Source organism: Virgisporangium aurantiacum, from assembly GCF_016863635.1.
GTDB classification, from domain to species: domain Bacteria; phylum Actinomycetota; class Actinomycetes; order Mycobacteriales; family Micromonosporaceae; genus Virgisporangium; species Virgisporangium aurantiacum.
Window position 1 is genome coordinate 133332 of record NZ_BOPG01000063.1, and the last position, 25214, is coordinate 158545.

The following is a 25214-nucleotide window of genomic DNA, read 5'->3' on the forward strand; positions in this document are numbered from 1 at the left end:
CTGCCCGATCATTAGGAACGGACCTCTCCTAATTCGCTGCGAGAGTGACGGCATGACAGACATCCGCGAGTTCACCGTCGACATCCCGCAGGCCGACCTCGACGACCTGGCCCAGCGCCTGGCCCGCACCCGGTTCACCGACGAACTGCCCGGCGCCGGCGAGGACTACGGCGTGCCGCTGGACCGGGTCCGCGAACTGGTGGAGCGGTGGCGGAACGGGTACGACTGGCGCGCCTGGGAGAAGCGGCTCAACGCGTACCCCCAGTTCACCACGACGATCGACGGGCAGAACGTGCACTTCCTCCACGTCCGCTCGCCGGAGCCCGACGCGACGCCGCTCATCCTCACGCACAGCTGGCCCGGGTCGGTGCTCGACCTGTTCGAGGTCATCGGTCCGCTGAGCGATCCGCGGGCGCACGGCGGCAATCCGGGCGACGCGTTCCATCTCGTGATCCCGTCGATCCCGGGATTCGCGTTCTCCGGACGCACGACGGAGAAGGGCTGGAACCGGTACCGCGTCGCGCGGGCGTGGGCGGAACTCATGCGCCGCCTCGGGTACGAGCGGTACGGCGTGCACGGCAACGACGCCGGGTCGCTGATCTCGCCGGAGGTCGGTCGGGTGGACCCCGCGCACGTGACCGGCGTGCACGTGACGCAGGTGTTCGCGTTCCCGTCGGGCGACCCGGCGGAGTTCGCGGAACTGTCCTCATCGGACGGTCCCCGGGTGCAGTTCATGCAATGGTGGAACGAGAACGGCGGCGCGCACGACAAGATGCAGTCGCTCGCCCCGCAGACGATCGCGCACGCGCTGGCGGACTCGCCGGTGGGCCAGTTGGCGTGGAGCGCGCAGTTGCTCGGGTCCCTCGACCCCGACCTGTTGCTCACGAACGTGAGCATCTACTGGTTCACGAACACGGCCGGCTCGGCCGCGCGGCTGTATTTCGAGGACCGGCACGCGTCCGCCGTTCCCGACGGGCCGACCACGGTTCCGTTGGGCCTGTCGAACTTCAAGTTCGACTTCCAGTCGGTCCGCCGCTTCGCCGAACGCGAGCACGCGAACATCGTGTCGTGGAAGTACCACGACGAGGGCAGCCACTACTCGGCGCTCGACGCGCCGGACACGCTGGTCGCCGACATCCGCGAGTTCTTCCGCGATCGGTGACCGCTGGGTGGAGTGTCAGTGGACCCCACGTCGCCGATCTTGCACGCAGGCGACCAGGTCGACGAGGAACGGCAGGTTCGGCCACGGGTTTCAGGACCGGCCCGGGCGGACGGTGAGCAGGTCGGCGGGTTGGCAGTCGAGCGCGTCGCAGAGGGCGGTGAGGGTGCTGAACCGAATCGCGCGGGCCCGTCCGTTCTTCAACACCGACAGGTTCGCGAAGGTGACGCCGACGCGGTCGGCCAGTTCGGTCAGGGTCATGCCGCGCTTGGCGAGCAGGTGGTCGAGGTGGATGTCGACGCGGTGCGGGTCCTCCGGCGGCATCAGATGACCTCGGCCAGTTCCTCGCGCAGCGCGCGGCCGCGGCGGATCAGCTCGCCGAGGGCGAGGAATCCGAAGCCGGCGAACACCCAGCCGATCGGCAGCGTGAGGACCCCGTGGAACGCGCCCGGTTCCGGGAGAACCGTGCCCACCAGCGACATCCCGCTGAACGCCTCGGTGAGCGCGACCACTTCCCCGCCCACGAGCGCGACGACGGCGAGAATCCGGAGCCGGCGCACCATGCGCGTGGTGAACGGGTCGCCGCTGCGCGCGTCCCGGATCGCCCGGAACAACAGCGCGAGGACCGCCACCACCAGGACCACCGTGGGTATCCACGTCAACGCCGAGAGCAGCATCTGGTGCCCGGACGGGTCGGACACGTACGCCTCGACCGCGCCGTCGGGGCCGACCGTGGCGCCGCCCACCGACAGGTCGTCGGCGCCGAGGTCGCGCGCCTGCAGTTCGACCGGCACGGCGTCGTCGCCGAACGTCACCATCACAACGCGGACCGCGGACACGACCACCGCGACCACCATCAGCAGCAGGGTCAGGCCCTGCAGTTCCGCGAGCCAGTCCGGCCTGCGCAGTCGCCTCATCATGAGTACCCCCATATTGAAAATCGATATACCGATAATCAATACAGGGGACGCGGATGTCAAGCCCGGTACAGTGTCGCGATGATCTCTCGGCGGTCCCGGAACGGCGACAGGTACGCGAAGGCCGACGCCGCGATCGCGGCGTTCTGGGAGTGGTGGCCGCGGGTGCGCCCCGGCGTCGAGGCCGCCACCACCAGCGGCGAGTGGCAGGACCTGCACCCGGTACTGGCCGAGCGGGTCGCCGCGATCCACACCGACCTGCAGTGGGAGGTGGCCAAGGGACAGCGGGCGCGGCACGCCCTCGTGGTGTCGCCGGGCGGGCACGCGGAACTGCGTGCGTACGCCGTCCGCTGGCTCGACGCGGCGCCGCCGGCCGACGACACCTTCGAGTACCACGCCGCCCGTCAGGCCGATCCCGCCGGGCTGGAGTACTCGATGCGCCTGGAGAACGCCGAACTCGCGCTCGCCGACCTGCGCTTCGGTTTCGCCGTCGACCCGGACCGGGACCAGGCCGACGTCACCGTCTACCACCCGGTGTTCCCCGACCTGCCGGACGAGGTCCGCGGGCAGGTCTCGTTCCTCAGCCTCGACTGGCTGCTCGGCGAGGACGCGGTCGAGCGGTGGATCGGGCACGTCGAGTTCGGCGGCGCGCCGCCGTCCGACGCCCAGCCGGGCGCCCAGTTGCGGGCCGCGGTCGACCGGCTGGCCGCCGAGGAGAAGGACGACGTGTGGGCGCTGATGAGCGGTGACGCGGACGGCTGGCCCGTTCTCGCCTGCGCCCAGCAGCCGTTGGTGCCGGTGCGCTTCCCGCGCTTCGACACGCATCTCGCGGTCACCCTGCCCTACCGCACGGTGAACGACGGCCGCCTCCCGGTGGAGTCCTCGCTGGAAGCGTTGCGGGCCAAGGAGGACGAGGTGACCGACCTGCTGCGGGACGCGGGAACGCTGCTCGCCCACGAGACCACCCGGGGCGTGCGGGTGCTGCACTACTACGTCGACTCCACCACCGGCGTCGCCGAGCGGGTCCGCGACCTGCTCGGCGACTGGGCGGAGGGGAAGGCGACGATGAACGCGACCTACGATCCGGGGCTACGCAACGTCCGTCACCTGAGCGCCTAGACCAGTTCGATGTAGTCCAGTTCGGCGTAACCGGTGCCGCCGCCGAAGAACGGCGAGCCCTTCGCGAGCCGGATCACGTTGTAGCCGGCGCGCAGCGTCACCGACGTGCTCACGGTCGCGCCGAACTGGCCCCACGCACCGGTGGGCGGGTAGCTGACCGTCGACCACGCGCCGCCGTTGTAGGCCAGGCCGTGCGTCGACGTCGCGCCGGTCGCGTTGGCGTAACCGATCCGCATCGTGTAGGCGCGAGCGGTCGGCACGTTGACCACGAAGTCGACGTAGCTGGCGGTGCGCGGGTCACCGGTGTTGTCGATCTGCCCCACGTACGCGCCGGCCGACGCGCTGGAACTGCCGAACCGGTTGGCGCGGAAGATCGCCGCGTTCTCCGCCTCGTACCGCTGCTGGTACGCGGGCACGCCGCTGGTCGGCTGGATGCGGAGGTGGTAGCCGCTCGTGGCGCTCATGTTGGGGACGGTCACGGTCAGCTCGCCGTTGGAGACGGTGGCCGTGGTGTTGCTGATCGTCGTCGGGTTCGACACCACCGACGTGCGCCCGTTCGCCGGGGTCGACTCCAGCGTGACGCGCACCTGACCGCCCACTGTGGACAGTCCCGTGACGCGGACGAAGTTGGTGGCGGACTCGCCGCCGAAGACGACGTCGACGATGCGGCGGGTCGGGTCGTGGGAGGCGAAGCCGTCGAGGCCGGTCTGCGCCCGTGGCGTGGTGACGACCATGTTGCCGGCCATGTCGCCGTACCACTTGTACAGCCACCAGCTACCGGTCGGCTGGTTGTTGACGGTGAGCCCGTTCACGGTCCCGTACTCGTACCAGAACGCACGCTCGGCGTCGTTGACGCCGCCGCGCTCGAACTTCGCGATGTAGCTCGCCACCGGGCCGGGCTGGTCGATCTCGGTGGGCGTGGCGTACTCGTTGATGGAGATGCGGCGCGGGCTGATCCCGAGCGACGACTCCAGCGCGCGGTAGTTCGCGATGTCGCCGGCGATCCGGGACGCGGCGGTGAGCTCGTGCCAGCAGATGATGTCGGGCAGCGCGTTGTTGTCGCGGGCGTAGGTGAGGAACGAGCGCATCCACGACTCGTTGTAGGTGGCGGTGCTCGGCCCGACGATCGGGGTCAGCGCGTCGAGGGCACGCACCCGCCGGAACGTGGTGACCCAGCCGGCGTTGAAGCTGCCGGCCGCGCTCGTGTTCCAGGTGTAGTCGGGTTCGTTCCACAGCTCCCAGCCGGCGATGTTGCTGGTGCCGGTCGCGGCCAGCCGGTCACGCACCTGGGTGTCCACTTTGGACAGCCAGTCGTTCCAGCTGACCCACTGGTACGGGAAGTTCGGGTAGATGTCGGGCATCCGGATGTACTCGGCGGCGCCGACGCGGGTCGCCTGCGGCGCGACGAGCAGCGCGTCGCCGCCCGGTGGCTGGCCGTTCGGACGCTGACCGACCCGGGGCGACGGCTGGGTCAACGTGTTGAGCTTCAACGGCAGCAGCATGGTGTCGGCGGGCCGGTTGTTCTCGGCCAGCGCGTAGAGGCCGCCGGCGCCGACGTGGCTCACCGGGCGGAACGGCGAGGCGGCGTTGACGGTCAGCGTGGTGTTGGCGGCGCTCGCGGGGGCGGGCGCGAGTAGCGCACCGGCGACGATGAGGATCGTCACGGCGGATCTGCGGCGGTTCACGGGGGTTCCTCCTCGGGGGGTGTTAGAGGTTCCGGCTGAACGGGGTGACGGTGATGCGGTCGATCAGTGGCGCGTACCGCGACCGGAGGAGCACGCCGGGGAACGTGTCCGACGCGTATGTGGTCCCGTCGAAGTTGGGGAGTTCCGACGACGCGAACCGCACCGTGTTGCGGCCCTTCGTCAGCCGCACGAGCACGGTGAGCTCCCAGAAGTTGTTCGCGTGGAACGAGTGCGGGAACAGGACGCGCTGCGCGGCCGCGCCGTTGACCGACACGTCGGCGTGGCGGGCCAACGGGTCGGGGTTGTAGTGGGTGGCCGGTGACTGTTCGGGGTTGGAGTAGCGGACCCGCATCGCGTAGGTGCCGTCGGCCGGTGCGGTGACCGTGAACGTGAGCGTGTTGGCGTTGCCGGGATCGCCGCCGATGCCGGTGACGACGGTGCCGCCGCTGGCGAGCGACCGCGGTTCCACGGTGGCGGTGCCGGCCGGCTGTGCCTGTTCGGCCTCGTAGGTGGTGGTCGGCAGGCGGCCGGCGCCGGGACGCACGGTGAGCCGGTCGACAACGGCGTGCCGCGAGGTGCCCGTCACCACGACCTTGTTGATGCCGCCGGACAGCGACACGGCCGCCTTGCGACCGACCTCCACGCCGTTGACCGTCATACGTACCGCGCCGTCGGGGACGGCGAGGTCGAGCCCGGCCTCGGCGTCGCGGGCCGAGTACACCCAGAACGTCGCCGTGTCGCCGCGGTCGAGCGCGGCACCCGACGACCGTCCGCTGTAGACGGTGCGGCCGCCGGTCAGGTCGGCGAACTCGGCCTGGTAGACGGTCGCCTGTGCCAAAGGATTGGGCAGGCCGAGCCGGATGCGATCGACGATCGCGTCGCCCCTCGTGGCCTTCGACCCGTCGAGGCTGCGGGCGGCGAGCGAGATCGTGTGCCGGCCGGCGGTGAGGTCGACGGTGGTGTCGGCGTGGTCCCAGACCACCCACTTGTAGCCCAGCGGCAGGAACACTTCCTGCTCGGCGCCGCCGTCCACACGGAGGAACACGTTCGTCGGCCCCTGTTCCCTGATGAGGTCGAACGTGTTGAGAGAGTTGGCGAACACGCTCAGGTCGTAGCGGCCGGCCGTCGGGACGTCGACGGTGAAGTCGAGCACGCCGTCGCTGCCGGTGCGCAGCCCGCCGACGTTGAACCCGCCGGAGGTGTAGAACTTCGACACGTCGGCCGGCGAGCCCTCCGGGCCGTTGCGGCTGTAGCCGCCGCCGGTGTAGGTGGCGTTCTCGGCCTCGTAGGACTGCTGCCACAGCAGGGGATCCGGCGTCGCCCGGTCGTCACCGGCGGGCGCCAGAACGATCTCGTACGCCGACGACTCGGTGAGACCCGTCAGGTCGACCACGGCCGTGTTGTCGCGGACCCTGATGTCGCGTTCGGCGAACAATCGCGGCGGGCCGGAGTCGCCGATCTGGCCGCTCCACGGGATCTCCCGGACCGTCGCGTGCACGGTGCGGCCGAACACCGTCGACGGGACGTTCGCGAACCGGATGTGACCGGCGCCGCCCGCGCCGCCGACGATCGCGCGGGCCTGACGCTTGGCGCGGTCGAGCGTCGCGACGCCCTGCAGCGTGTAGTTCCGGCCCGGGTACGGCGGCGTGACGCGCACCGTGTCCCCGGTCATGCCGCCGTACGCGTTGAACAGCCACCACTGCCCGTTGGCCCGGTTCGCCTGCACCGCCGAGTCGGAGAGGTTGCCGTCGATGTTCCAGTAGGCGATGTCGGCGTCCACTTTGGACTCCTCGATCGCGGAGATCCACTGGATCATCTGGCCGGGCACGGAGGTGTGGTAGTTGAAGGCGTACTCGTTGATGTTGATCGGCAGTTGCCGCCCGCCGAGCACCTCCGCCTCCATCGCGCGGTACCGGCGCACGTTCTCCCGCACGGCCTCCGGGTGCGAGAGCTCGTGCCACGTCATCACGTCGGGCACCGTGCCGGCGGCGACCGTGTGTTCGAGGAAACCTCTCACCTGTGCGTAGAGCACGCTGGTGTTCGGGCCGGCGATGCGGGCGTCCGGGATTTTGCTCTTGATGAGGCGGTAGAAGTCGTCCCAGGTGCGGAAGTAGTCGGTCGGGTCGCTGAGCCAGCTGACGCCGTTGTAGCTCCACTCGCCGGTGCCGAACATGTTGCCCTCGGGCTCGTTGAACGGCACGAACACGATGTTGTCGCGGTACTGCGACGGCAGTTGCAGCACCTGGTCGACCTGCGTGGCGACCTTCTCCCGGTACAGCGCGACCTTCTCCGCCGGCGTGCTTCCCGGCCACTGGTACGGGAATCCGCGGTGGATGTCGGTCATGTAGATGTAGACGTCGCCGTCGGTGCTGTCGGCCAGCGGCCGCACGACCTCCAGCGCGTCGGCGCCGGGATGCTGCGGGCCGTCCTGCGCCTTGGTCGAGACCGTGCGCAGGCGCATGCCCTCGATGAGCGTGTTCGTGGGGACGCCCGGCCCGTACAGCCCGTACAACGTGCCCGCCGCGCCGCCGTGGAACGGGCCGGTGGTGGCGCCGAGGTCGACGGTGAGTTCGCCCTCGCGGATCACGGTGACGGTCGCCGTCACGGTGCGGCCCGCCGCGGCACCGTCCACTGTGAACGTTCCGCGCGCGGCGTACCGGGCCGGGTCCACCGGGTCCCACGCGATCGGGACGTCGCGGTCGTAGCCGTCGCTGAACGTCGCGCGGACGGTCTCGGGCAGCGGCGGCGCGACGCCGATCGTGGTGCGGACGTCGAACGTCGTCGCGGAAAGACCGGTGGGGGTGGGCGGCGTGAGTCCCTCGGCGACCTGGTCGGCGGTCAGCGCCGCGGCGTAGACGCGGAAGTCGTCGACGGCGCCGTCGAACAGCGGGTCGGGGTAGAACGAGCGGCCGATGAAGCCCGCCGACGTGGTCGCGGCGTCGATCAGGTCGCCGGCCTTCGCCGCCGTGGGTGCGGACGCGACGGCGGCGCCGTCGAGATAGGTGGTCACCCGCCGCGCGACGGTGTCGAGGGTGACGGTGAGCGTCTTCCACACGTTGGCCGGCAGCGCCGCGTAGCCCGTCACCTGTGCCTCTCCCCCGGCGAACGACGTGGTGACCGCGGTGCGCAACCGGCCGTCGCCGTTGTACGGGGTGCTGAACAGGTAGCGGCCGGTGTCCTTGCCGAGCGCGTAGATCCACTGCCACGGCGCGGTGGTGCCGTCCCACCTGATCCGCGCCTGCACGGTGAGGTCGGTGCGGCCCTCCAGCAGCGCCCGCGGCAGTTGGATGTAGGCGCCGGTGGACGTCGGCGCGCCGCCGGGGAGGTTGATCGCGCCGTCGCTGATGGTCGCCGTCGCGCCGTTCACGAGGACACCGTGCAGGCCGTTGCCGGACGTGTCGGTGATCCGGCCGGTGGCGGGGTCGTCGGTGTCGAACGTGTAGCTGAGGACGGGGGCGGGCACGGCTTCCGCCTCCTTCGCGAGGGCCGGCGCCGTGGCGCCGACGGTGGTGGCGAGACAGGCGATCGCGAGCCAGGCGGTGACGGACGTAGCTGCGGGCCTCATCGCGGTCCCCCAAGATTGTTATCGTTCACAACCGCCGTGCCGGCGGCGCCTCTGCCTGATCCGGAAAATGTTTTCCGCGCGGTCCCCGCTCTCCGCGCCGGTTTCGCGTAGGTTACGGAGGACAGCGGCCGACGTCAATGTGTACCGGCGGGGCGCATTGAGGAAAAGGTTTTCCGTCGCTACGGTGCCCCACATGGGTGGGAGGCGGGTCGGCATCGTCGACGTCGCGCGGCGGGCGGGCGTGTCGGTCGGCACGGCGTCGAAGGCGCTCAACGGCCGCGGACAGTTACGGTCCGAGACCCGCGAACGGGTGCGTTTAGCCGCCCACGAACTCGGGTTCGTGCCCAGCGCGGTGGCGGCGAGCCTGCTCAGCGGCCGCACCTACACGGTCGGCCTGATCATGACCGACCATCACGGACGGTTCAGCCTGCCGATCCTGCACGGCGCCGAGGACGCGCTCGGCTGGGGCGAGACGGTCGCGTTCGTGTGCGACACCCGCGACGACCCGATCCGCGAGCAGCACTACGTCCGCAGCCTGATCCGCCGGCGGGTCGACGGGATCATCGTCGCCGGCCGCCGCACCGAGGCCCGGCTCCCGCTGGTGGGCGCGCCGACGGTGCCCGTCGTGTACGCGTTCGCCCGCTCGGCCGACCCCGAGGATTGCAGCGTCGTGGTCGACGAGGCGGCCGGCGCGGTGACGGCCGTCGAGCACCTGGTGCGGACCGGGCGGCGGCACATCGCCCACGTCACCGGTCCGCACGGGCACGCGTCGGTGCGGGCACGGGTCGAGGGGACGCACCGCGCGCTGCGCGCCGCCGGCCTGGACCTCGTGGGCGAGCCCTGGTACGGCGGCTGGAGCGAGGTGTGGGGCCGGTTCGCGGCCGCCGCGCTGAACCGCGCGCATCCCGAGGTCGACGCGGTGTTCTGCGGCAGCGACGTGATCGCCCGCGGCGTGGCCGACGGCCTACGGGAGAACGGCCGCCGGCTGCCCGACGACGTCGCGCTGGTCGGCGTCGACAACTGGGCGCCGGTCGCGGAGGCCTGCCGACCACCGCTGTCGACGGTGGACCTGAACCTGCGCGAGGTCGGCCGGGTCGCGGGAACGCTGCTGCTGCGGGCGATCGAGCACGGCCCGCAGGCCGGACTGCACACGGTCGGGTGCCGGCTCGTCGTGCGCGCCTCCTCGGCCCCGTCCTGACCGGTACGCCGGGTCAGGAGAGTTGATCTTCTGACCGGGCGCTGAGGCACCTCATCGATGCGGGGAAACGTGCCTGAGCGCCCAGTCCAGAGATCAACCAGGGGTCAGGGGCGGCTCGGGTGGCGGGGCTTCCTGGGAGACAACGGTCGGTTCCGGCGGGACTTTGTCTCCCGGAATCCGGGTTCGCACGGCCTGACGGCTACCGCTGACCACCGGCACGCGGGGCCGGGCCCCGGATCGCGCCGTCAGGAGCCGTTGCGGGGGTCGGCCAATGGTTCGTGGATCAGGGACACGTCGGTGAAGGTGGCGGTCAACCCGTCGCCGGTCGGGGACTGCACGCCGACGCCCACCCGGTGGTCGGCCGCCGGGCCCAGCGTGAACAGGCGGGCCAGCGACCAGTGGGCGCCGTCGGCCGAGAAGTGGAACATGTAGACGTCGCCGGTTCGGGAGATGCGCAGCCACGACGTGCCCGGATTCGGGACCACGGCACCGTTGGCGTCGTCGGAGACGCCGCGGGTCACGACGGTGACGATCATGTCGGTGCCCTCGGGCGACCGCTCCAGCGCCAGTTTGCCCCACGTGCTCGGGCCGCCGTGGACGAACAGCGTGCCCGCGTCGTACATCGCCGCCAACGGGGCGTCGACCCGGGCCCGCAACTGGAAATCGCCGGTGACGTCGATCAGGCGCAGGGGCGCGCTCGCGGTCGCCTCGCCGGTGGCGGGATCGATGAACCAGTCGCTGCGCGCGGGGGCGCTGAACGGACCGGTGAGCGATTCGATGCTCACACATCACCTCGATTCGGGTCGGGCGGCGCCGCGAACCATACCGGGTGAGATGCCGCCTCGGCCGCGGCACCTCACCCGGAAACCCGAACCGAGACCCGGATCAGCGAACCGGTGTCGCCCCGTCGGCCGGTGGCTTGACGGGCCTCGCCGACACCGCCGGCGTCACCTGCTTCGGCGACACCGAAGACCCGTCCGGCACGCCGACGCCACCCAGCCGGGCCAGCAGCGCCGGCAGGTCGAGCCCGGTCAGATCGCTGCCCAGTTGCAGGCCCTGTGCCACGCCGGTGCTCACCGAGCGGGTCAGCGCGCTCGCGCCGTCGGTGGAGATGACGGTCATCTTGTCGACCGCGGCCAGCGGCTCGGACGCCGCCCGCACCACCTCGGGCAGCACCCGGATCAGCATCTCCAGCACGGCCGCCTCGTTGTACTGCGCGAACGCCTCGGCGCGCACCCGCATCGCCTCGGCCTCGGCCTGACCCCGCGCCAGCGTCGCCGCCGCGTCGGCGGTGCCTTCGGCCTCGACGGCCTGCGCGATGGCGGTACGCCGCACCTGCTCGGCCTCACCGCGCTTCGCGCCCTCGATCGCCTCGGCCTCGGCGAGTGCCGCCCGCCGGGCCCGCTCGCCCTCACCGACCAGCCGGGCCTGCTCCGCGGCCGCCTGCGCCGCCGCGATCGTGGCCTGCCGCTCGGCGTCGGCCTTGAAGACCGCGGCGTTGCGGGCCGCCTCGGCCTCCTGTTCCAGCCGGTACCGGGCCGCGTCGGCCGGACGCCGCACCTCGGTGTCGAGCTTCCGCTCGGTCAGCGCGGCGTTGCGCGTGGCCACCTTCTCCTTCTCCGCGAGCACCGCCTGGTCGCGCTCGGCCTGTGCCAGCGGACCGGCGGACGCCGACAGGGCCCGGGCCGCGTCGATCTCGGCCTGGATGCCCGCCCTCTTCAAGGCGAGCTGACGCTCGGCGACGGCCACCGCCTCTTCCGCCAGCAACCGCTCCTGCTCGGCCGCCTGGTGGGCGCGCGCCTCCGCGATCGCGGCCTCCTTCACCACCCGGGCCGCCTCCGGCCGACCGAGGTCGGCCAGGTACGTGCCCTCCGCGCGGATATCGTGCAACTGGAACGTGTCGAGCACCAGCCCCTGATTGGTCAGCGACGCCTCGGCCTCCTCCGCGACCTCCGACGCGAACGCCGCCCGGTCGCGGATGATCGCCTCGACGGTGAGCCGGCCCACGATCGCCCGCAGCACACCGGCGAGCACCTCCGACGTGAACGCCTCGATGCCGTCCTGCTGGTGCAGGAACCGCTGGGCGGCGGCCCGGATTGCCGCCTCGCCCCCGCCGACCTTCACGATCGCGACGCCCTCGAGGTCACACCGGATCCCCTGCGCGCTCACCGCGCCCTGGATCCGCACGTTGATCCGGCGGCTCGACAGGTCGAGCGCGTACAGCTTCTGCACCACCGGAACGACGAACACCGACGCACCGAGCACGACCTTCTGCCCGGACAGGTCGGTCGACAGGGCACCGGTGGAGCTGGTGATCGACCGACCCTTGCGCCCCGTGATGATGAACGCCTCGTCGGGGCTTGCCACCCGCAGCCGACTCATCACCAGTAACACCAACAGAACCAGCAACAGCACGACGCCGCCGCCGGCGAACGCGACAACAGGCACGAGCAACCCACCTTCCGGGGTTCGGCGGCTCAGAACGAGCCGTACTCCTCGACGATCACCGACGATTCGGTCAGGGCCTCCACCACGAGGACGGCGGTTCCCAACCGGAGCGGGCGATCGGACTTCGCATACAACTTCAGGGGTTGACCGCCGACGTTCACCTGCACCTCGCCGAAGGTGCCCGCGCCGATCGGCGTCACCACGACGCCGGTCTGCGCCACCAACGCCGAGGCGGTCAACGTGGCGTCGGTCGGCATGCCGGCGAGCGAGCGGCTCAACCGGATCGTGAGCCACGCCGTCGGGATCGCGCCGGCCAGGCCGGCGACGACCGCGGCGGCCAACGGGACGACCCCGGTTCCGTCGTCGGCGCCGCCCGCCACGGAATGGCCGATGGCGCCGACGAAACCGAACGCGCCGACGAACGCGGCGAGCACCGGGATCGAGAACGGGCCGCTGTCGTCGTGGCCGAGGTCGGCATGGTCGGCGTGGACGTCGACGTGGAGAAGTTCACCGAAGATCAGCGACGCGGCGAGAATGAGCACGCCCGTGCACCCGAGAACGAGAAGACCGAGTGTGATCGGATCCACGGGCGACCTCCATAGGCACGGTGAAACCTGTGCCGACCAGTCTTCCCGGCTCACCTATGGAACTGAACGAAAGTCTAGTGGACGCGCGCAACAGCGCCCGCACCGCCGGCGGCGCCCGGTAGGCGGCGCTCAGTCGGCGAGTTCGAACCCGGTGACCGTGAAGCCCGGTCCCTTCTGCCGCAGTTGCTCGTGCAGCTGCCCGGCGAGGTTGACGGCCACCACGAAGTCGAACACCTGGATCTCGTCGACGGCGAAGCTGCCGGTGACGACCGGCGGCGGAATGTACGTGTACACCTGGTCGTCGTCGAGGGTCAGACCGCGCCGGTGGTGCGCGCCGATCGCGAGCGCCGCCATCAGGTACGCGTCGCGGCCGTCCTCGGTGTCGAGCTCGGCGGCGAGGTCGGCGTGGGTGTTCCACGGCCGCAGCAGCTCGCCGTCGAACGTGTCGAGGAACCACCAGGACCCGTCGCCGCCCGCGAGGAAGACGTTGCCGAACAGCGAGGTGAACCGCGGGGTCAGACCGTCGAGGGGCAGCCAGGCCCAGGACTCGAGGGCACGCGCGAACCGGTCGGCGCCGAACCGCTTGGTAAGCTCCACCGCACCATTCGAACACATTCGATGGGAGTGGCATGGAAAGGCCCGGCTGGGTTTCCGACGAGGTCGACATCACGGTGCCGAACGCGGCGCGGGTGTACGACTTCGCGTTGGGTGGGTTCCACAACTTCGAGGTCGACCGCATGTTCTTCGAGCGGGCCGAGGAGATGTGGCCGGGGCTCCGGCTGATCGCCCACGCCAACCGCGCGTACCTGCGGCGGGTGGTGCAGTGGCTCACCGCCGCCGGGGTGCGGCAGTTCCTCGACGTCGGCTCCGGCATCCCGACGCTGGGCAACGTGCACGAGACCGCGCCCGACGCCACGGTGGTCTACGTCGACATCGACCCGGTCGCCGTCTCGCACGGGCGGGCGATCCTCGCCGGCCACCCGCACGCCACGGCGATCCGCGCCGACCTGCGCCGGCCCGAGGACATCCTGGGCCACCCGGAGGTCACCGACCTCGTCGACTTCACCCGGCCGGTCGCCGTGCTGCTGATCGCCGTGCTCCACTTCGTCCCCGACGAGGACAAGCCGGCCGACATCATCGCGCGCTACCGCGACGCGGTGGTCGGCGGAAGCTACATCGCGCTCTCGCACGGCATCCACACCACGGACCTCACCGACGAGCAGGAGAAGGTCCGTGACCTGTACCGGCACACGCCGACCCCGGTGATCACCCGGACGCCGGCGGAGGTCGCCGGCATGGTCGCCGGCCTCGAACTCGTCCCGCCCGGCATCGTGCCGGTGACCGACTGGCACCCCGATCCGGGCGGCGACGAGGAGCCGCAGCCGGCGATCCTGGCCGCCGTGGGTCGCACGCCGTAGGCTGTGCTTCCGTAGGCTATCCACGCACGTGGATGCCGCGTCGGAGGTTCGCTGGTGCTGGTTGTGCAGGTTCTCGGACAGGTCCGGGTCTGGTACGGCACCGACGAGATCCCGCTCGGCCCACCCGGCCGGCGTGCCGTGCTGGGGCTGCTGGTGCTGGCCGGCGACCGTCCCGTCACCCGGGCCGAACTCGTCGACGCGTTGTGGGGCGACGCGCCGCCGACGTCGGCGGCCAACGTGGTGCAGTCGCACGTCATGCACCTGCGGCGGGTGCTGGAACCGACCCGGAGCGCGCGGTCGCCCAGCCGTCGCATCCGCACCGTCGGCGACGGGTACCGGCTGATCACCGACGACGCGAGCGTCGACCTGACGCGCTTCCGGGAACTGGTCGTCGCCGCCGACCGGGCCGAGGAGGGCGAGCTCCGGGCCGAGGCGGCCGGCCTGCTCGGCGACGCGCTCGCGCTGTGGCGCGGCCCGGCCCTGGCCGACGTTCCGGCGCTGGCGCACCACCGGTGGGTCGAGGGGCTCGGGCTCGACCGGCGGCGGGTGCTGGCCCGCTACGTCGACGCGATGGTCGGCACCGGTCGCGCGTCCGGCGTCGTGAGCACGGCGGTCGCCGACGCGGCGGAGAACCCGCTCGACGAGTCGGCGCAGGCCCGGCTGGTGCGGGTCTACCGGTCGATGGGCCAGCGGGGGCAGGCCCTCGAGGTGTACCACCGGGCGCGGCAGCGCCTCGCCGAGGAACTCGGCGTGGTGCCGGGTCCGGAACTCGGTGCCGCGCTCAGCGATCTGCTGCGCGACGGAGGTCAACAAACGAACGGGACGCCGGGGCGGGCGGGCGGAACGGCGGGCAAGCCCGGCCAGCCCGGCGGGATGCGGGGACGGGCGGGCGGGACGTCGGGGTCGCAGCCGCCGGCGCGGAACGGGCCGCCGGCGGCCGTGACCCCGACGGATCCGCGGACGGCGGGGACGCTCATGGCGTCATCTCACAAAGCCGATGGCCGGGACCGACGCGATCGCCCAACGCCGCGACAGCTGCCGGCCGACGTCGGGGCGTTCGTCGGCCGCGGCCCGGATCTCGACGGCCTCGACCGACTCGGCGGCGAGCCGGACGGGCGGCCGGTGATCGCGGTGATCTGCGGCGCGGCCGGGGTGGGGAAGACGGCGTTCGCGTTGCGGTGGGCGCACCGGGCCCGCGACCGGTTCCCCGACGGCCAGCTGTATCTGGATCTGCGCGGCTACGGCACGGGCACGCCGCTGTCGGCGCCGGACGCGTTGGGGCATCTGTGTGTCGCGTTAGGACGGTCGGAGGCCGACCTGCCCGCCGACCCGGCGGAGCGCGCGGCGTTGTTCCGCACCGAATCGGCCGGGCGGCGGCTGCTCATCGTGCTCGACAACGCCGCGAGCGCCGACCAGATCCGGCCGCTGCTGCCCGGCAGCGGACCGAGCATGGTGCTGGTGACGAGCCGCGACCACCTCGGCGGGCTGGTCGCGTTGGACGGCGCGAACCGCGTGGAGCTCGCGCCGCTGCCGACCGACGACGCGGTCGCGTTGCTGCGGCTGCTGATCGGTCCGCGCGTCGCCGACGATCCGCACAGCGCCGAGACGTTGGTGGAGCAGTGCGCGCGCCTGCCGCTGGCGCTGCGGGTCGCGGCCGAGCTCGCCGCGTCGTGGCCGGCGGAGAGCCTGTCCGGCATCGCCGGGCAACTGGCCGACCGGCACGCGCGGCTCGACCTCCTCGACGTCGGCGGCGACACCAGCGCCGCCGTGCGCGAGGTGCTGTCGTGGTCGTTCCATCACCTGGACGCGGTGGCGGCGCTCGCGTTCCGGCGGCTGGCGCTGCACCCCGGTCCCGAGTTCGACGCGCTCACCGTGGCGGCACTGTCCTCAGTGGACGATCGAACGGCGGCCCGGGCGCTCGGCGTGCTCGCCCGCGGGCATCTCGTCGAGCCCTGCCGGTCCGGCCGGTACCGCATGCACGACCTGCTGCGCGCCTACGCCGAGGAGGTGTCGCGCGACCTCGACGACGCGGACGCCCGGGCGACGGCGACCGAGGCATTGCTGGACCACTATCTGGGCGGGGTGTGCCGGGCGCGGGCGGTGTTGTACCCGACGTGGCACGGATATCTTCCTTCGCCGGGCTCCCCCGGTGGCCCGGAGCTCGCGGACGCGGCCGCCGCGGTGGCATGGCTCGACCGCGAGCAGGCGAACCTGACCGCGCTGTGCGCCCACGCCGCGCGCAACGGGTGGCCGCGGCACGCGATCGCGATCGCCGCGAACCTGCAGCGGCACTTCGAGGGAGGCAGGTACCGGGACGGGCTCACCGTGCACTCGTTCGCGCTGGCGGCCGCCGGCGACCTCGGCGACGACGCGGCGGTCGCCCACCTGCGGGCCCACGTCGGTGAGATCCACCGGCTGCTCGGCCGCTACGACGTGGCCGCCGACCGGTTGCGCGAGGCGCTGGCGGGGCACCGCCGCACCGGCGACCTGCGCGGCGAGGCACGGGCGCTGTCGGGGCTCGGGATCGTGGCCGAGCGGACCGGCGACCACGCGTCGGCCGTGCGCCATCACCGCGACGCGCTCACCCGGTACCGTCGCGCCGACGACCGCCGCGGCGAGGCGGGCGTGCTCGTGAACCTGGGCAACGCCTACAGCGGGCAGGACGAGCCGGCCCGCGCCGCCGACGCGTTCGAGCAGGCCTGGACCATTTTCCGCGACCTGGCCGAGCCCACCGGTGAGGCGGCCGCCCTCTCCAACCTCGGCGACGTGCTCTCCACAATGGGCGAGCCGGCCCGCGCCGCCGAACGGCTCGCCGAGGCGCTGCCGCTGTTCCGGGCGGCGGGCCACCGCAACGGCGAAGCGGTCGCGCTGACGAATCTGGGGCAGGTGAAACTGCGGTTGGGTGCGGTCGGTGCCGCGCTGGAGGACCTGTCGGCGGCGATCCGCATCTTCGAGGAGACCGGCCACCGGTACGGCGAGGCGAGCGCCCGCAACGGCATGGGCGAGGCGCTCGGGTCGGTCGGGCGCGACGACGAGGCGCTCGCGTACCACCGGGCCGCATTGACGATCGCGACCGAGACACAGGACCACGACGAGCAGAGACGCGCGGAGCTGGCGCTGGCCGCGCTGAATGCCCGCCACGGATAACCTTGGCGGGTGGCGGATCGGGACCTGAAGCTCAACTCGCTGTCGCGGTACTCCAAGGAGTCGCCGTTGCTGATTCTCGAGGAGCACGGGCACTGCGAGGTGCCGGCCGGTTGTGGCGGGGTGGTGCTGCGGTGGCGGGACCCGCGTGCCGGGGTGCCGCTGGTCCTGCGGATGTACGTCGAGGGTGAGGGCACGTTGCTCCTCGACGGGCAGTCGCCGCCGGCGGCGCGGTCGATCGTGCCGTTCGGGGGGCACGTGCTCGGGCTGGTGGTGTCGGGGTTCGACCCGGCGTACCTGGTGCTGATGGTCACCGCGGTCGACGAGCCGCCCGCCCGGTCGCGGCCGGAGCGCGGCGCGGCGTTCCGGTTGGTCACGGCCGCCGACGGGACGTGGCGGTACACAGTGGACAGACCCGCCGACGACGGGTGGCTGCATCCCGGCTTCGACGACGGCGACTGGCTGGAGATGGCGGCGCGGCCCGACCGGCGTCCACCCGAGGATCCGGACCGCGATTACGCGCGGTACCGCGTCGACGGGCTGGCCGAGGCGGGCGCCGTCGGGTTGGGCGTCGAGCTCAACGTGCCCCGGGTCTGGATCCGGCGGGAGTTCACGCTGTGAGGCCGCCGTTGGTGCTCATTCCGCAGTTCTTCGGCAGCCTGGTGTTCGACCGCCGGACCTCGCGCTACCTCCCGTTCGACGCCGACGCGACCGACGTGCTCACCCGCCTGCTCACCGCGCCGGTCGAGGCGGTGCTGGCCGACGCCCGCGACGACGCGCACCGGCAGCGGATCGTGCGGTTCTTCGAGCACTTCTACGACCTCGGCTTCTTCACCGTCGACACCCGGTTCGCCGGCGTGGCGCTCGACGTCGACCCGCCCGCCGACCACCTCGCCGCGCCGCTGGCGGTTCACCTCGAGGTGATTTCGGCGTGCAACCTGACCTGCACCCACTGCTTCGCCGGCGACCTGCCGCGCCGCGAACGCCGGTTGACGCTGGACGAACTCGACCGCCTGTTCGCCGAGATGGCGGCGCTCGGCAGCTTCCGGCTCGGGCTGACCGGCGGGGAACCGCTGCTGCGCAGGGACCTCTTCGACATCGTCGACCTCGCCCTCGGGCACGGGCTGGCGCCGTGCGTCACGACGAACGGCCTGCTGCTCACCGAGGAGACCGCGCGCGAGTTCGGCCGGCGCGACCTGGTGTGGCTGAACGTCAGCCTGGAGGGCGCGACGGCGGCCACGAACGACCGGGTCCGGGGCGAGGGGACGTTCGACCGCGTGCTCGACAAGCTGGCGCTGCTGCGGCGGCACGCCCGGTTCACGCTCGCGTTCACGGTCATGCGCACCAACGTCGACGAGATCGACGCGTGTGCGCGCCTCGCGCACGACGTCGGCGCCGACACGGCGGTGTTCCGCCCGCTGTACCCGGTGGGAGTGGCGACGCAGCATATGGAGCTGATGCCGAGCTTCGCCGAGTACAACGCGGCCCTCAACACGCTCGCCAGCATCGACGACGACGCGATGCACCTGCGCCAGATCGACCCGTTCGGCCCGTACTCGCGTACCGAGACGCAGTCGGTGGTACACCAGAACTACGGGTGCGGCGCGGGGAACCTGGTGTGCTCGGTGTCGGTGTCCGGTGACGTGAACCCGTGCAGCTTCCTGGGTCCGGCGTTCGTCGCCGCCAACGTGCGCGACAGTTCGCTCGCCGAGATCTGGCGGCACAGCGCCGGGTTCCGGGCGATCCGCGCGCTGCCGCACGCGGAGGCGTCGAGCGGACGGGGGAACACGGCGACGTTCGCCGGCGGCTGCCGGGCCCGGGCGCTCGTTCTCAACGGCTCGGTCAACGCGCCCGACCCGTGGATCTCCGACCAGGTCGCTCTCGAGCATTCGACGGCCGCCGCCGTCCACAATCCACTGTCCATCGTGGACGTACGGACGGTGCGGAGATGACCGACCCGCTCACCCTCGCCCGGGACCTGGCCGGCAGCGGTGACCTGCCCGGCGCCGCCAGCGCCTACGACCGCGCGTACGCCCGGGGTTTCGAGGTGACGGACGAACGGCGCGACCTGCTCGACCGGCTCGCCGTCGAGGAGCACGGCATCCGGTTCCGGTACGTGCCGGCCGGCACGTTTCTCATGGGTTCGACCGACGGTGACCCGGACGAGAGCCCGGTGCATCCGGTGACCCTCGGCGCCTACTGGCTCGCGGAGACGCCGATGACGTGGGCCGCCTACTGCGACCTGATGGGCTGGGAGCCACCACCCATCGGGACGCCGCCCGAGCCCGGGTTCCATCTCTACGAGCAGAACAAGATCCGCCTCCAGTACTGTGAGCTCGAGACACCGATGGTCAGCGTCGGCTGGCAGGACGCCGAGGAGCTGTGCGCCCGGTTGTCCACAGCGGACGTCCGGTACTCGTTGCCGTCCGAGGCCGAGTGGGAGAAGGCCGCCCGGGGCGGGCTGGCCGGCCGCCGGTACCCGTGGGGCGACGACCCACCGACCCCCGACCGCTGCGACTTCGACCGGTTCGCCGAGTTCTCCATCCGCGCGCCGGACACGTTCCCGCCCAACGGATACGGCCTGTACGCGATGAGCGGCACGGTGTGGGAGTGGACGTCTGACTGGTACGACTCGATGTCCTACGCCGGAAGCGCCGGCGGAGGCGAGGAACGCGTTCTGCGCGGCGGGTCGTGGTCGGACTGCGCCGACGCGGTGACCGTGTCGTTCCGGATGTCGCGCGGGTCGCGGTCGTGGCGGGACGCCGCGTGGGGCGACCACTTCGCGCCGAACATCGGCTTCCGCCTCTGCCGCAAGGCAGAAGCCGGGGCCTAACGGCGCCGGCCGCGCTTTCCGGACGGACCGGCGTCGGGGGTCTTGTAGGTGACCAGGGGGACCGTCGCCGCCACCGGGGTGGCCAGGCCGTGGTCGACGAGGTCGGCGATGACCTGTTCGATCCGCTTGTACGCGGTCGGCGCCTCCTCGAACAGCAACTGCCGGTCGCCGCACACGACGACCGAGCCGACCGGCGTGCGCCGTAGCTCCTCGACGGTGTGCTTGGCCTTGCCGCGGCGCAGCGCGTCGGCCCGCGACATCTTGCGTCCGGCGCCGTGGGCCACGGAGAAGTTCGCCTCGGGACCGGCGTGCGCGGCCACGATGTACGACCGCGTTCCGCGGGTGCCGGCGATCAGCACGTCGCAGCCGTTCCCCGGGGCGGCGCCCTTCCGGTGGAGGTAACCCTCGCCGGTGACCTCGACGAGATTGTGGCACTGGTCGACGATCGGGGCGGTCACCGGCGAACCGAGCGCGGCCGCCACGCGGGCGGCGAGCACCCGACGGTTCAGCGAGCCCCACCGCACGGCGTCGTCGTGCGCGGCGAGGTAGCCGGCGGGGTCGTCGGACGGGCCGGCGCCGAGGCGTTCGGTGTGCGCGCGGAGGATGCGCTCGCCGTGGCCGCGCGATCCACTGTGGACGATGAGCACCAGGTCGCCGGCGGAAAGCCCGAGCCGCGAGGCGTCAGCGACCGGTTCGACCCGGGCCAGCTCCACGAAATGGTTGCCGCGACCGACCGTGCCCAGCCCCTCGACCCACCCGCCGGGCGGCCCGCCGAACTCGTCGACCACGTCCCACGCGGGATCGTCGTCGTCGACGGCGACGTCGAGGTTCGGGAACCGGCCGGCGAGTTGCTCGGGCACCGCGCGCTTCAGCTTCACCGGGAACACGGCGATGCCGCAGCCGATGTCGGAGCCGACCAGGTGCGGGTACAGCACGGTCGACGACATGGCCGCGCCGATCGGGGCGCCCTTGCCGGGGTGGAGGTCGGGCATTCCGGCGACGTGACGCATGCCGGTGAGCGCCGCGACGTGGTGGCACTGGTCGACCGCGTCGGACTCGATCCAGCTCGTCGACGACGCGAAAACGGTAACGGTAGACAAGACGTTCTTCCTCGTACAGAAACGGGCGGCATGGTCCCAGAACAACAGCACGTCAGAACGTCATGGTCACACTGTGCCGCCCCACGCCCGTCCCGGCAATTTATTATCAACGCGATGGCCGCTACCTCCGCTGAGACCCAGCACCTCCGCGACCTCGTGCGGCTGCGGCGCGTGCGCGACCGGATCGACCGCGAGTACGCCCGGCCGCTCGACGTCGAGGCGCTCGCCCGGGGCGTGAACATGTCGGCCGGCCACCTCAGCCGCCAGTTCCGCGCCGCCTACGGCGAGTCGCCGTACTCCTACCTGATGACCCGGCGGATCGAGCGCGCGATGGCGCTCCTGCGCCGGGGCGACATGAGCGTCACCGACGTGTGCTTCGAGGTCGGCTGTTCCTCACTGGGCACGTTCAGCACCAGGTTCACCGAACTGGTCGGCGTCCCGCCCAGCGTCTACCGCACCGAGCACGCGCCGGCCGACTTCCCGACGATCGTCACCAGGCAGGTCACCAGACCGATCAGGAATCGAGAAGCCCGGGCCGACCCGTCGCAACTAGCCTGATCGGTATGAACATTGCGATCTCCGCGAGCTTCCTGCCACACGACGACGGCGAGGCCGCCCTCGCCTTCTACCGCGACAAGCTCGGCTTCGAGCTGCGCAAGGACGTCAGCTTCAACGGGCTGCGCTGGCTCACGGTCGGCCCGCCCGACCAGCCGCAGACCTCGATCGTGCTGACCCCGCCGGGTGCCGACCCGGGCATCACCGACGACGAGCGTCGGATGATCTCCGAGATGATGGCCAAGGGCACCTACGCCGCCCTGCTGCTGGCCACGAAGGACGTCGACGCCACGTTCGAGAAGCTGCAGGCCACCGACATCGACATCGTCCAGGAGCCGACCGACCAGCCGTACGGCATCCGTGACTTCGCCGTCCGGGACCCCGCGGGCAACCTGCTCCGTATCCAGCAAGCCTGAGGAGAACGCATGCACCCCGCCGATTCCCACGACCTGCTCCGAGTGCAGGGCGCCCGGGTGAACAACCTCAAGGACGTCAGCGTCGAGATACCGAAGCGCCGGCTCACCGTGTTCACCGGCGTCTCCGGCTCGGGGAAGAGCTCGCTGGTGTTCGGCACGATCGCCGCCGAGTCGCAGCGGATGATCAACGAGACGTACAGCGCGTTCGTGCAGGGGTTCATGCCGACGCTGGCCAGGCCCGACGTCGACTTCCTCGACGGCCTCACCACCGCGATCATCATCGACCAGGAGCGGCTGGGCGCGAACCCCCGCTCCACGGTCGGCACCGTCACCGACGCCAACGCCATGCTGCGCATCCTGTTCAGCCGGCTCGGGAAGCCGTACATCGGCTCGGCGCAGGCGTTCTCGTTCAACGTCGCGTCGATCTCGGGCGCCGGCGCGGTCACCGTCGAGAAGCACGGCCAGAAGATCAAGGAGCGGCGCAGCTTCAGCATCACCGGTGGCATGTGCGCGCGCTGCGAGGGCCGCGGCTCGGTCTCCGACTTCGACCTCACCGCCCTCTACGACGAGAACAAGTCGCTCAACGAGGGCGCGATCACAATCCCCGGCTACAGCATGGAGGGCTGGTACGGCCGCATCTTCCGCCAGTCCGGCTTCTTCGACCCGGACAAACCAATCAAGAAGTACACCAAGCGCGAACTCCAGGACCTCCTCTACAAGGAGCCGACGAAGATCAAGGTCGAGGGCATCAACCTGACCTACTCCGGGCTGATCCCGTCGATCCAGAAGTCGTTCCTGTCCAAGGACGTCGAGGCGATGCAGCCGCACATCCGCGCGTTCGTCGAGCGGGCCATCACGTTCCAGACCTGCCCCGAGTGCGAAGGCACCCGGCTCACCGAACTGGCCCGGTCGTCGAAGATCAAGGGCAAGAACATCGCGGACGCGTGCCGCATGCAGATCAGCGACCTGGCCGAGTGGGTCGGGAGCATCACCGACAAGGGGGTCGCCCCCCTCCTCACCGGGCTGAAGCACACGCTCGACTCGTTCGTCGAGATCGGGCTCGGCTACCTGTCGCTGGAGCGGCCGTCGGGCACGCTGTCGGGCGGCGAGGCGCAGCGCGTCAAGATGATCCGCCACCTCGGGTCGTCGCTCACCGACACCACGTACGTCTTTGACGAGCCCACCATCGGGCTGCACCCGCACGACATCGAGCGGATGAACAACCTGCTGATCCGGCTGCGCGACAAGGGCAACACGGTGCTCGTCGTCGAGCACAAGCCGGAGACGATCGCGATCGGCGACCACGTGGTCGACCTCGGCCCCGGCGCCGGCTCGGCCGGCGGCACGATCTGCTTCGAGGGGACCGTCGAGGAGCTGCGCAAGAGCGACACGGTCACCGGCCGGCACCTCGACGACCGCGCGTCGATCAAGGAGAACGTGCGGGAGTCGACCGAGGCGCTGGAGATCCGCGGTGCGACGGCGAACAACCTGCGGAACGTCGACGTCGACGTCCCGCTCGGGGTGCTCACCGTGGTCACCGGCGTGGCGGGCTCGGGCAAGAGCTCGCTGATCCACGGCTCGGTGGCCGGGCGGGACGGCGTGGTCGCGATCGACCAGGCCGCGATCAAGGGCTCGCGGCGCAGCAACCCGGCCACGTACACCGGTCTGCTCGAACCGATCCGCAAGGCGTTCGCGAAGGCCAACGGCGTCAAGCCGGCGCTGTTCAGCGCGAACTCCGAGGGCGCCTGCCCGGTCTGCAACGGCAACGGCGTCATCTACACCGACCTCGGCATGGTCGCCGGCGTCGCCACCCCGTGCGAGGAGTGCGAGGGCAAGCGGTTCCAGGCCGAGGTGCTCGACTACAAGTTCGGTGGTCGCGACATCAGCGAGGTGCTGGCGATGTCGGCGGCCGAGGCCGAGAAGTTCTTCGGTGACGGCGATGCGAAGCTCCCGGCGGCGCACGCGATCCTCACCCGGCTGGTCGACGTGGGGCTCGGGTACCTGAGCCTCGGCCAACCGCTCACCACCCTGTCCGGCGGCGAGCGCCAGCGGCTCAAGCTCGCCACCCACATGGGTGAGAAGGGCGGCATCTACATCCTCGACGAGCCCACCACGGGCCTGCACCTCGCCGACGTCGAGCAGCTGCTCGGCCTGCTCGACCGGCTGGTCGAGAGCGGAAAGTCGGTGATCGTCATCGAGCACCACCAGGCCGTCATGGCGCACGCCGACTGGATCATCGACCTCGGCCCGGGCGCCGGCCACGACGGCGGGAAGATCGTGTTCGAGGGGACGCCGGCCGAACTGGTCGCCAAGCGGTCGACGCTGACCGGCGAGCACCTCGCGGACTACGTGGGAGCGCCCGCTAAGAGCCGTGCCGCAGCAGCACCGCGTCGACGAGGTCGCGCATAGGGCCGACCAGGTCCTTCTCGTCGACCGACCCGAGCGGCTCCAGCCCCGCCGCCCGGAACACCACGGCACCGATCGACGCGGCGAGCACGAGCTGCGCCCGGAGCAGGAGCTGGTCGTCACCGCCGGGTTGCCATCCGGCGGCGGCGGCCAGCCGCTCCGTGTAGTAGCGCAGGAAGCCCAGCCGCAGCTGGTCGATCCGCTCGTCGCCCGTCTTGCGCAGCAGCAACGGCAGGAACTCGCGGTGACCGTGGTCGGCCTTCGGCCCGGCGATCAGGGCCGCGATGCTCTCGGCGATGCGCTCGGGCTCCGAACTGGCCTCCTGCCGGGACTCCTCGACGAGGTTCACCAGGCACGCCTCGAACAGGCCCTCCTTGGAGCCGAAGTACCGGTTGATCAGGGCGACGTTGACACCCGCGTCGTCGGCGATGTGGCGGACCGTGGTGGCGGAGTAGCCGTCCTGCGCGAAGCGGCGGCTCGCCGCGTCCAATAGAGCTTTTCTCGTGCGGGTGGAATCGCGCCTACGGGCGGTCTCGTCCATCGGACTCCCCCTTCCCGGGTAACGGACGTCACATGTGATGTAAACGCGCGTTGACTCAGCTTGGTGATCACCCTACCGTAGCTAAGTCAGCATACGTTTACATGCTCTCTCTCAACTCCGGGG

The 25214-nt window shown here is 71.4% G+C and carries 21 protein-coding genes; 11 read left to right on the forward strand and 10 right to left on the reverse strand.

What is annotated here, in order from left to right:
* The first annotated feature begins 52 nt into the window (after positions 1 to 52).
* On the forward strand, positions 53 to 1162 hold the full coding sequence (locus tag Vau01_RS43180; protein ID WP_204005896.1) for an epoxide hydrolase family protein: 1110 nt from the start codon (positions 53 to 55) through the stop codon (positions 1160 to 1162).
* A gap of 90 nt (positions 1163 to 1252) precedes the next feature.
* On the opposite strand, the gene Vau01_RS43185 is transcribed toward Vau01_RS43180, so the two are convergent.
* Both Vau01_RS43185 and Vau01_RS43190 read right to left on the reverse strand, forming a co-directional pair.
* Positions 1253 to 1483, reverse strand: coding sequence for a helix-turn-helix domain-containing protein (locus Vau01_RS43185; RefSeq protein ID WP_204005897.1), 231 nt, complete (start codon positions 1481 to 1483; stop codon positions 1253 to 1255).
* Entirely contained in the window at positions 1483 to 2079 is a 597-nt protein-coding gene (locus Vau01_RS43190; RefSeq protein ID WP_204005898.1) for a DUF2975 domain-containing protein, read from the reverse strand. The genes Vau01_RS43185 and Vau01_RS43190 overlap by 1 nt, the downstream gene beginning before the upstream one ends.
* Positions 2080 to 2157: 78 nt before the next feature.
* Between Vau01_RS43190 and Vau01_RS43195 the strand changes: the two genes are divergently transcribed.
* The gene (locus tag Vau01_RS43195) at positions 2158 to 3195 is read left to right on the forward strand and encodes a hypothetical protein (RefSeq protein WP_204005899.1); all 1038 of its coding nucleotides are present in this window, start codon (positions 2158 to 2160) and stop codon (positions 3193 to 3195) included.
* Here the strand turns inward: Vau01_RS43195 and Vau01_RS43200 are convergent.
* Both Vau01_RS43200 and Vau01_RS43205 read right to left on the reverse strand, forming a co-directional pair.
* Positions 3192 to 4880, reverse strand: coding sequence for a carbohydrate-binding protein (locus Vau01_RS43200; protein ID WP_239152310.1), 1689 nt, complete (start codon positions 4878 to 4880; stop codon positions 3192 to 3194). The genes Vau01_RS43195 and Vau01_RS43200 overlap by 4 nt on opposite strands.
* Before the next feature lie 22 nt (positions 4881 to 4902).
* Entirely contained in the window at positions 4903 to 8445 is a 3543-nt protein-coding gene (locus Vau01_RS43205; protein WP_204005900.1) for a LamG-like jellyroll fold domain-containing protein, read from the reverse strand.
* A 193-nt stretch (positions 8446 to 8638) separates the two neighbouring features.
* Between Vau01_RS43205 and Vau01_RS43210 the strand changes: the two genes are divergently transcribed.
* Entirely contained in the window at positions 8639 to 9643 is a 1005-nt protein-coding gene (locus Vau01_RS43210; RefSeq protein WP_204005901.1) for a LacI family DNA-binding transcriptional regulator, read from the forward strand.
* A gap of 245 nt (positions 9644 to 9888) precedes the next feature.
* Here the strand turns inward: Vau01_RS43210 and Vau01_RS43215 are convergent, their stop codons facing one another.
* The 4 genes from Vau01_RS43215 to Vau01_RS43230 all read right to left on the reverse strand — a co-directional run bounded on the left by Vau01_RS43215 (position 9889) and on the right by Vau01_RS43230 (position 13275).
* A complete protein-coding gene (locus tag Vau01_RS43215; protein WP_204005903.1) occupies positions 9889 to 10428 on the reverse strand; it encodes a DUF1349 domain-containing protein in 540 nt (179 codons plus the stop codon).
* A gap of 100 nt (positions 10429 to 10528) precedes the next feature.
* Positions 10529 to 12091 (reverse strand): flotillin family protein, encoded by a 1563-nt coding sequence (locus Vau01_RS43220; protein ID WP_239152311.1) that lies wholly within the window; start codon positions 12089 to 12091, stop codon positions 10529 to 10531.
* A gap of 29 nt (positions 12092 to 12120) precedes the next feature.
* On the reverse strand, positions 12121 to 12678 hold the full coding sequence (locus Vau01_RS43225) for an NfeD C-terminal domain-containing protein (RefSeq protein ID WP_204005905.1): 558 nt from the start codon (positions 12676 to 12678) through the stop codon (positions 12121 to 12123).
* Between the two features lie 129 nt (positions 12679 to 12807).
* Positions 12808 to 13275 (reverse strand): hypothetical protein, encoded by a 468-nt coding sequence (locus Vau01_RS43230; protein WP_204005906.1) that lies wholly within the window; start codon positions 13273 to 13275, stop codon positions 12808 to 12810.
* Between the two features lie 32 nt (positions 13276 to 13307).
* Here Vau01_RS43230 and Vau01_RS43235 point away from each other — a divergent pair, with 32 nt between their 5' ends.
* Genes Vau01_RS43235 through Vau01_RS43255 form a run of 5 tightly spaced genes read left to right on the forward strand, consistent with a single transcriptional unit; the run spans position 13308 to position 20073 of the window.
* Entirely contained in the window at positions 13308 to 14096 is a 789-nt protein-coding gene (locus Vau01_RS43235; RefSeq protein ID WP_204005907.1) for an SAM-dependent methyltransferase, read from the forward strand.
* A 54-nt stretch (positions 14097 to 14150) separates the two neighbouring features.
* Complete coding sequence (locus Vau01_RS43240; protein ID WP_204005908.1) at positions 14151 to 17243, forward strand: AfsR/SARP family transcriptional regulator; 3093 nt, start codon at positions 14151 to 14153, stop codon at positions 17241 to 17243.
* A gap of 9 nt (positions 17244 to 17252) precedes the next feature.
* On the forward strand, positions 17253 to 17861 hold the full coding sequence (locus Vau01_RS43245; protein WP_204005909.1) for a hypothetical protein: 609 nt from the start codon (positions 17253 to 17255) through the stop codon (positions 17859 to 17861).
* A complete protein-coding gene (locus tag Vau01_RS43250; RefSeq protein ID WP_204005910.1) occupies positions 17858 to 19192 on the forward strand; it encodes a radical SAM protein in 1335 nt (444 codons plus the stop codon). The genes Vau01_RS43245 and Vau01_RS43250 overlap by 4 nt, the downstream gene beginning before the upstream one ends.
* Positions 19189 to 20073 carry a formylglycine-generating enzyme family protein gene (locus tag Vau01_RS43255; protein WP_204005912.1) on the forward strand — a complete coding sequence of 295 codons (885 nt, stop codon included), beginning with the start codon at positions 19189 to 19191 and terminating at the stop codon, positions 20071 to 20073. The genes Vau01_RS43250 and Vau01_RS43255 overlap by 4 nt, the downstream gene beginning before the upstream one ends.
* Here the strand turns inward: Vau01_RS43255 and Vau01_RS43260 are convergent.
* The gene (locus Vau01_RS43260; RefSeq protein WP_204005962.1) at positions 20070 to 21218 is read right to left on the reverse strand and encodes an RNA ligase RtcB family protein; all 1149 of its coding nucleotides are present in this window, start codon (positions 21216 to 21218) and stop codon (positions 20070 to 20072) included. The two genes, Vau01_RS43255 and Vau01_RS43260, sit on opposite strands and share 4 nt — an antisense overlap.
* Before the next feature lie 69 nt (positions 21219 to 21287).
* On the opposite strand from Vau01_RS43260, the gene Vau01_RS43265 reads away from it, so the two are divergent.
* The 3 genes from Vau01_RS43265 to Vau01_RS43275 are packed head-to-tail and all read left to right on the forward strand — an operon-like array spanning position 21288 to position 24553.
* Entirely contained in the window at positions 21288 to 21731 is a 444-nt protein-coding gene (locus Vau01_RS43265) for a helix-turn-helix transcriptional regulator (protein WP_204005914.1), read from the forward strand.
* Between the two features lie 5 nt (positions 21732 to 21736).
* The gene (locus Vau01_RS43270) at positions 21737 to 22144 is read left to right on the forward strand and encodes a VOC family protein (RefSeq protein ID WP_204005916.1); all 408 of its coding nucleotides are present in this window, start codon (positions 21737 to 21739) and stop codon (positions 22142 to 22144) included.
* Between the two features lie 9 nt (positions 22145 to 22153).
* Entirely contained in the window at positions 22154 to 24553 is a 2400-nt protein-coding gene (locus Vau01_RS43275; protein WP_204005918.1) for an ATP-binding cassette domain-containing protein, read from the forward strand.
* Here Vau01_RS43275 and Vau01_RS43280 read toward each other — a convergent pair.
* Positions 24507 to 25091, reverse strand: a complete 585-nt coding sequence (locus tag Vau01_RS43280; RefSeq protein ID WP_204005920.1) for a TetR/AcrR family transcriptional regulator — start codon at positions 25089 to 25091, stop codon at positions 24507 to 24509. The genes Vau01_RS43275 and Vau01_RS43280 overlap by 47 nt on opposite strands.
* Positions 25092 to 25214: the final 123 nt, after the last annotated feature.

What these genes read in the sequence shown, in the direction of transcription:
- Vau01_RS43195 (WP_204005899.1), top strand. Translation starts at nt 2,158, where the DNA reads ATGATCTCTCGGCGGTCCCGGAACGGCGACAGGTACGCGAAGGCCGAC.
- Vau01_RS43280 (WP_204005920.1), bottom strand. Translation starts at nt 25,091, where the DNA reads ATGGACGAGACCGCCCGTAGGCGCGATTCCACCCGCACGAGAAAAGCT.
- Vau01_RS43180 (WP_204005896.1), top strand. Translation starts at nt 53, where the DNA reads ATGACAGACATCCGCGAGTTCACCGTCGACATCCCGCAGGCCGACCTC.
- Vau01_RS43265 (WP_204005914.1), top strand. Translation starts at nt 21,288, where the DNA reads ATGGCCGCTACCTCCGCTGAGACCCAGCACCTCCGCGACCTCGTGCGG.
- Vau01_RS43190 (WP_204005898.1), bottom strand. Translation starts at nt 2,079, where the DNA reads ATGATGAGGCGACTGCGCAGGCCGGACTGGCTCGCGGAACTGCAGGGC.
- Vau01_RS43210 (WP_204005901.1), top strand. Translation starts at nt 8,639, where the DNA reads ATGGGTGGGAGGCGGGTCGGCATCGTCGACGTCGCGCGGCGGGCGGGC.
- Vau01_RS43185 (WP_204005897.1), bottom strand. Translation starts at nt 1,483, where the DNA reads ATGCCGCCGGAGGACCCGCACCGCGTCGACATCCACCTCGACCACCTG.
- Vau01_RS43275 (WP_204005918.1), top strand. Translation starts at nt 22,154, where the DNA reads ATGCACCCCGCCGATTCCCACGACCTGCTCCGAGTGCAGGGCGCCCGG.
- Vau01_RS43205 (WP_204005900.1), bottom strand. Translation starts at nt 8,445, where the DNA reads ATGAGGCCCGCAGCTACGTCCGTCACCGCCTGGCTCGCGATCGCCTGT.
- Vau01_RS43235 (WP_204005907.1), top strand. Translation starts at nt 13,308, where the DNA reads ATGGAAAGGCCCGGCTGGGTTTCCGACGAGGTCGACATCACGGTGCCG.
- Vau01_RS43255 (WP_204005912.1), top strand. Translation starts at nt 19,189, where the DNA reads ATGACCGACCCGCTCACCCTCGCCCGGGACCTGGCCGGCAGCGGTGAC.
- Vau01_RS43270 (WP_204005916.1), top strand. Translation starts at nt 21,737, where the DNA reads ATGAACATTGCGATCTCCGCGAGCTTCCTGCCACACGACGACGGCGAG.